We start from the raw sequence: 6551 nt of genomic DNA, 5'->3' as shown, positions 1-6551 counted from the left end.
CGCTTGTCAGCCGCCCGCTGCTGGAGGAGCACCGACCCGTCGGAGGCGAAGACAAACAGCGAGAAGGCCCGATGGAGCACCCCCTCGCCGTCGTGGCAGGCCGCCTTGGACAGGTAACCGATTTCTTCATCGCCCGGCGTCACCAGGATCAGATCTTCACAATCACTGGACACCGGAACATGCCGCCCATAGCGCTTGTCACCCAATTCGCACCTCCATGGCCTGATAACCAGCCAGATTCATCGCATGGCAGACGCGGCCAGGATCCTTACTGCAACGCCGTACTTAAACGATGGATGCACAGCGAGACCTCTCCGCCGGTGATGACCTCGACCAGCGAGGACACGGCCTCGAACACGGTATTGACCAAATTGGCACCCATGGGATTCCGGGTATCGACGAGGGTGGACGACGACCATGTCGCGCCGACTATCGCCGCGGCAGTGCACACGGGGCTCCGCCTAGCAGACACCGCCCCCGCGGGCGAGTGTGAGGAGACCGTCCTCGTCAGTACTCCGCTTCGGTGGTGGTTCCCGCTCCGGCAACTGTCGGCTGCGGGCGCCAGTCATGGACACATGACTTCTCCCCGGTCGACCGCGGCCCGAGACCGCCCCAGGGGCCTCCGGGCCACTATCTCCCCCTTGCTTCCCTGACCGCCCAGTGACGTTCTATGACACCGCAGACGCTTTGCACATCCAGACCACACTGCGCGAACAGCTCATCGCGGGTTCCGTGGTCCAGGAACAGGTCCGGCAACCCCAGGTTCACGATCCCAGGCATGGACCGCGATGCTGTCACCAGGTGCTCGTTAACCGCACTGCCCGCGCCACCGGCCACCGCATTATCCTCCAGTGTGACCAGCAGTTCGTGATCCGCCGCCAGTTGCTCCAGCAGCGCTGTGTCGAGCGGCTTGACGAATCGCATATTGACCACGGTACTGCCCATCCGTTCGCCGATCTGCTCAGCGAGCGGGACCATCGCACCGAAGGCAAGGATGGCCACGCGGCGCCCTTCCCGGCGCACCTCGGCGCGGCCCAGGGGAATGGAGCCCATCTGCCTGCGCGGTTTGCGGCCCGGACCACGGCAGCGGGGGTAGCGCACCGCCGCCGGCCCCGAATGGCGAAATCCGGTGTAGAGCATCTGCCGACATTCGTCCTCGTCCGCCGGGGCCATCACCACCATGTTGGGCACACAGCGCAGGAAGCCCAGATCAAAACTGCCCGCGTGGGTGGGGCCATCCGGCCCCACCAGCCCAGCCCTGTCAATGGCGAGCAGGACGGGTAGATTCTGCAAGGCGACGTCATGGATGAGCTGGTCGTAGGCGCGCTGGAGGAACGTGGAGTAGATGGCCACCACCGGATGCTTGCCCTCGCACGCGAGCCCTGCAGCCATCGTCATGGCGTGCTGTTCGGCAATGGCCGCATCGTAATACCGCTCCGGGAATTTAGCGGCGAATTCCACCAGGCCGGAGCCTTCCCGCATGGCGGGCGTGATCACCGTCAGGCTGGGGTCCTGCTCCGCCATGTCGCACACCCACTCGCCAAAGACTTCCGTGTAGGTCGGCGAGCCACCGCCGCTCTTGACGAGCCCTCGATGCGGATCAAACGGCGTGACCCCGTGGTATTTCACCGGGTCGGCTTCCGCCGGGGCGTAACCTTTGCCCTTCTGTGTGGCCACGTGCAACAGCTGGGGCCCGCCACACTCGCGCAACCGGTGCAGGGCATCCACCAGCGCTTCCACGTCGTGCCCATCGACCGGCCCGGAATACGTGAAGCCGAGAAACTCGAACGGCTTTCCGGCGGATCGCTCGTCCACAGCGGCCGGTGCCGATGCTGGTGCCGCGGATGGCCCGCGGCAGGGTGCAGCGAGGCCGCTGCGACGCTTGACCCAGTGCAGAAACTCCTGGAGGCCTCCCACGCTGGGCGAGATCGACATTTCATTGTCATTGAGAACGACCAGCATGTCGGCACTCAGGCTGCCGGCGTGATTCAACGCTTCATAGGTCATACCGGCAGTGATGCCGCCGTCGCCGACGATGGCGATAACGCGCCGGCCGCGGCCCTCACCCCTCGCCGCCTCCGCCATACCGAGCGCTGCACTCACCGCCGTTCCGGCATGGGCGACGCCGAACGTGTCAAACTCGCTTTCCACCCGATGGGGAAACCCTGACAACCCACCCTTTTGGCGCACGGTGGACAGAGCGGGCCCGCGTCCGGTCAGGATCTTGTGCGGGTAGGTCTGGTGCCCCGTGTCCCAGACCAGGCGGTCGAATGGCGTACGGTACACGTAATGGAGAGCCACCGTGAGCTCAACGGCCCCGAGCCCGGCGGCAAAATGGCCCCCACTGTGACTGACCGATCGAAGCAGGTAGTCGCGCAACCCGCTTGCAACCTCACTCAACTCGGTGGGAGAAAGACGACGCAGATCATCAAGGCCCGGAATCGTGTCCGAACAACGGGACTGGGTGACAAGGTTGGTTTCCATTGAAACGCCCTCTTCCGAAGGAGCGATCGGATTTACTTCCCCGCGCGCGGTTGCCTTAGCCATGAACGCACCAGCGCTTGTTGCAATCTGGCCGTGCACAAGACGTCAGCCTGACCGGGTCGCGAACTCCAGTCTTGAGCTGTGTCGTTCTGAATGGTAGTAGCGATACGCGCGGCACACCCTGAGTGCCATTACCTATGGGCAGTCGGCGCGGATCAAGTTGATTGACAGCGCGCGCGTGTTCGTCAGGCGCTGGCATATGGCAGCTCATCTGACTGGCGAAACGCGCAATAGGCAGCCAGTGTGTCCACGGGGGCTTCGAGGGGCGGATAACGGCCGACCTCGGATCCGAGCTCATGCAGCGCTCCCCTGGGTACGTAACGAAGTCAGTGCACGGGTGTGTCCGTACCAACCACCGAACCCGCGGCACCGTTGATCAATTGCAGCGGAAGGTCCGCACGCTCCAGTGCGCCCACCTGGCGCCCGCCCTTCCGCCAACGCTCGCGGCGATACTGTAGCACCTTCCGCACGTTGGCACGGTCTCGGCTCATCGCGGCATCCCCTGGGTCGGCGGCAATATGGGACGTGCCGCATCTGCAACCATTCTGCCCGAATCGGCCCACATCGTCCGGGCGACTGGTCCTTCACCTCGCCGGCGCGCATGCTGCATGGGTTAATCAACGGCGAATACCCCGCCCACCTGTATCAATGCCCGTCATGTACGTCGCATCCCCTATCCGCGCCGCCCGTCCCCCGGGGGAATTGCTTGGCGGACCAGCGCCGCAAGCACCACGAACAGCAGAACATACACGGACAACCATGCCCGTTGCCAGCCCGCTTGAGCACCAAATCCACCAGGGGTTGTCAGAGCGGACGGTGAACCGGGCTGACTGGGCGCTCGGCCAAGCCCCCTCTCGCTGATGCCCGTGGCGATGGACAGAGGCGCCCATTCCCGGCTCGGCACGCGAGCAGGCGTAAGATATGAGGATGCACGTGTCCATCAGTTCCACTAGATACCTATGAAATCTGGCCATGACCCGAAATGAAGCGCCTCCATGATAGACAACCATCAACTCTTTTTTGAGGGGGACGCGCTCTACGAGGACATGCTCCAGGGGATTTCCAAGGCCCAGGAGCGCGTATGGATGGAAAGCTATATCTTCGCCGCTGACCGGACCGGTCAGCGGTTCGCCGCGGCCTTGAAAAAGGCAGCACAGCGGGGGCTGGACGTGCGACTGCATGTGGATGCCGCTGGCATCTTGTTTGTCACGCCCATGGCGTTTCTCAATGCCTTAAAAAAAGCCGGCGTGCAGGTTCGGGTGTTCCACCGCTGGTCCTGGCGCGATCCCTGGCGCTACAACCGGCGTAACCACTGCAAGCTGCTACTGCTGGACGAGCATCACGTCTATCTGGGCGGGTTCAACATCCATGATGAAAGCAGCCGTCAGTGCGTAGGCTCCGGACGCTGGCACGATACCCACATCCGCCTTGACGCCCCTGAGATGGCGCACCAGGCGGCGGAGCTGTTCCAGGTATTCTGGACGCGCCGAGTCCCCCGCCGACTCCGCCGCTCGACACCACCGGACCTTTTCCGCGGTGATGCCCTGGTCACCAATCGCATACCGCGTCATCGCCACGCACTGCGGGCGCTGTTCCATCAGGGGCTTAGCCACGCACACAGCAAGGTGCTGCTCACCACGCCGTACTTCGCCCCGGACCGGCGAACCCGCAACCAGCTCACCGAGGCGGTGTCGCGGGGTGTCGAGGTGAGGCTCCTGTTGCCGGCTATCAGTGACAACCGACTGGTTCAAATGACCGCCCGCTTCATCTATGACCGACTCTTGCGTGCCGGCGTGCACATCCACGAATACCGGCCCCGATCGATCCATGCCAAGACCATCGTCGTGGATGGCGCCTGGGCCAGCGTCGGTACAGCAAATCTTGACTACCGAAGTTTGTTTCACAACTACGAAATCAACTACACCACCATCAACCCGAGCATATGCCGCGCGCTGGAGGCGCAGTTTGCCGAGGACTTGAACGAGTCGTCCGAGATCACCCTGGAAACCCTGAGTCGCTTCAGCTGGTGGGAACGCTTAGGGGGCCGGCTCGGCTGGCGTTTGCGCTGGTGGCTCTAGCAGGCTCAAGAGGTTCCGATACACCCGATTCACGCGCGCCCCTGACCCCGAGCTCCGGTTGACCGGAGGTCGGGGTCAGGTAAAATACCGCTCTAGACAAATCCCCGGTAGCTCAGTTGGTAGAGCAAGTGACTGTTAATCACTGGGTCGGCGGTTCGAGCCCGTCCCGGGGAGCCAACAAAACAAGGGCTTAGGCGAAAACCTAAGCCCTTTTTCTTTGCCCTCTCGCCCCGTGTAAGCACTATGTAAGCAGGTGGACGCAAACTGCTTACACCGGATGACAACACGGCCAGGACTAGGCCACCCCCCGGGTGGCGCGGCGGCTCCGGTGGGCGTGGTGGTCTGTGGTTGCTTCGGCAGGGCGTTTTTCTTTATGCGGCCCGGCTATGGTCAGGGCATTACCAGAAGGGGGGCACCAATGGCGACAGACAGCTACGGCCAGGGCTGGCAGGAACGGCTCACGCTGGCTTGCACCTACCACGCCGACACGGCAGCCGAAGAAGACGACTACTTCTGGCGGAAGCCCAGGCGGCACCGCTGGATGAATTGCGCATTTTCCTAGACCGGCCGGGCGGGACGTTCGAGCATGACAGGCAGTCATGCGGGAAGTGCTCAGGGAGAGGGGGGCCAGAATGCATGCGGAAGCATACAGGGCGGCGCAGGGCTCGGCCTGGCAGCCCCCTCCTGGTATTACAAGTTTAAAACCAGCCGAAAAGCTTAACCTGCATCCCGAAGAGAGCGGACTACAATCTCCCTCACGTTGCACATTGGTTTGGTAGAGTTTTCCAGCGTAATAATCTCATCGACTTTTGCAGCAATAGCCGCACTTACGTGTAGTGCATCAATGGTGTTCAGGTAATAAGTGCAGGCGAGCGTAAACGCTTGGTCTCGAATTTCACGCGTGGATTCGATGCACTCAGACACACCAATCACTTCCTGAAGGAACCGCTCTTCAGATAGATTTTTATGAAAAATCGGTTTTGGCAGAACTTCCAGCCTCACATATTCAGACAAAACCAAGCACACATCCGGGTCATCCAAGACTTCTAGTGCACGGTTCGCAAGCTCATCTTCGCCTCTAAATGCAGATATGAGCACCCCAGTATCGAGGTACACCCGACGTGCGGAGGACATACCTCACGCCTCTCCTCTCCGCTCCTTAACCTCCTGGGTGATCCTGTCCGCGTCCCACAACTCCATACCATCAGCAATAGCTTGCTGCCGCAGTTCCACCAATCTACGACCAAGCTCCGTCCGCGGCCTGTATGGTTCGACATCCGTAGCCTGTTCAAACTCCACCAGACCTGAAAGGGTGCTCGATGCGGCGTGGGGGAGAACATATCGGGACTCGGTTTCAATGGGTTCAGCCTCAACCACACTAGACGCAGAAAGCATGGCCGCCACAACACCCATCGAGGCAGCGCCGCCATAACCAACAAACCACGTCCCGTTTTCACTGAGATAGGTGTCCTGGCTCATGTCGCTCCCTCCATTTAGTATTCAGGCCCAAGTCTTTCTCGCGTACTTGGAGAAATTATTTCAAAGAAGAGCTTCTTCCCTTCATCATGGACGTACCTAAGTCGATCTGGGAACACGCTCCAAAAATCAGACGATCTATTATCGTCAATTGTATCTATGTCGACCAAAAGTCCTTTTTTGCTGATGCTCTGCTTTTCGTCTCTTGTCATACGAACATTAGCCGGATTTACAACCTGAACTATTTTAAGAAGTTCCCGCTCGCGAATTTCGGTCCGAAGCTGAATTGGATGATCTGAAAGCGGCCTATCACCAAGCTTCAGATCAAATCGAACCCAATCCAAAGAAGGACTTTCATCAAAAGAGATGAAATCAACATACTTCAGGGAAAATCGCTCAATCTTATCGAGTAACTGAGTTTCTTTTAGGGCGTCAGCCAACTCTAAAATATGG

Annotated in this window: 8 protein-coding genes, 1 tRNA gene and 1 pseudogene; 3 read left to right on the top strand and 7 right to left on the bottom strand. The window is 60.5% G+C overall.

Annotation, left to right across the window (positions count from 1 at the left end):
• From QZT63_RS15620 to QZT63_RS15605, 4 genes and pseudogenes are all read right to left on the bottom strand, one after another.
• A pseudogene (locus QZT63_RS15620) lies at positions 1-206 on the bottom strand (hypothetical protein); the annotation flags it as partial.
• Between the two features lie 62 nt (positions 207-268).
• Positions 269-451 carry a hypothetical protein gene (locus tag QZT63_RS15615; protein ID WP_290652421.1) on the bottom strand — a complete coding sequence of 61 codons (183 nt, stop codon included), beginning with the start codon at positions 449-451 and terminating at the stop codon, positions 269-271.
• A 179-nt stretch (positions 452-630) separates the two neighbouring features.
• Positions 631-2484: a 1-deoxy-D-xylulose-5-phosphate synthase gene (gene dxs / locus QZT63_RS15610; protein WP_366637291.1), complete on the bottom strand. Its 1854-nt coding sequence runs from the start codon at positions 2482-2484 to the stop codon at positions 631-633.
• A 386-nt stretch (positions 2485-2870) separates the two neighbouring features.
• Positions 2871-3035, bottom strand: a complete 165-nt coding sequence (locus tag QZT63_RS15605; RefSeq protein WP_290652420.1) for a hypothetical protein — start codon at positions 3033-3035, stop codon at positions 2871-2873.
• Positions 3036-3539: 504 nt separating this feature from the next.
• Between QZT63_RS15605 and QZT63_RS15600 the strand changes: the two genes are divergently transcribed.
• From QZT63_RS15600 to QZT63_RS15590, 3 genes are all read left to right on the top strand, one after another.
• Complete coding sequence (locus tag QZT63_RS15600; protein WP_290652419.1) at positions 3540-4622, top strand: phosphatidylserine/phosphatidylglycerophosphate/cardiolipin synthase family protein; 1083 nt, start codon at positions 3540-3542, stop codon at positions 4620-4622.
• A 101-nt stretch (positions 4623-4723) separates the two neighbouring features.
• Positions 4724-4799 (top strand) — tRNA-Asn (locus QZT63_RS15595).
• A 241-nt stretch (positions 4800-5040) separates the two neighbouring features.
• Positions 5041-5184, top strand: a complete 144-nt coding sequence (locus QZT63_RS15590) for a hypothetical protein (RefSeq protein WP_290652418.1) — start codon at positions 5041-5043, stop codon at positions 5182-5184.
• Positions 5185-5339: 155 nt separating this feature from the next.
• Here the strand turns inward: QZT63_RS15590 and QZT63_RS15585 are convergent, their stop codons facing one another.
• The 3 genes from QZT63_RS15585 to QZT63_RS15575 form a co-directional block, all read right to left on the bottom strand.
• The gene (locus QZT63_RS15585) at positions 5340-5756 is read right to left on the bottom strand and encodes a type II toxin-antitoxin system VapC family toxin (protein WP_290652417.1); all 417 of its coding nucleotides are present in this window, start codon (positions 5754-5756) and stop codon (positions 5340-5342) included.
• A 3-nt stretch (positions 5757-5759) separates the two neighbouring features.
• Positions 5760-6101: a hypothetical protein gene (locus tag QZT63_RS15580; RefSeq protein ID WP_290652416.1), complete on the bottom strand. Its 342-nt coding sequence runs from the start codon at positions 6099-6101 to the stop codon at positions 5760-5762.
• A 14-nt stretch (positions 6102-6115) separates the two neighbouring features.
• On the bottom strand, positions 6116-6551 hold a 436-nt coding region (locus tag QZT63_RS15575), incomplete at its 5' end, for a TIGR04255 family protein (protein WP_290652415.1).

It is taken from the genome of Aquisalimonas sp. (assembly GCF_007120195.1).
Taxonomy (GTDB): Bacteria; Pseudomonadota; Gammaproteobacteria; order Nitrococcales; family Aquisalimonadaceae; genus Aquisalimonas.
Note: the sequence above shows the minus strand (reverse complement) of the source record. Positions and strands in the feature narration are given on the sequence as shown.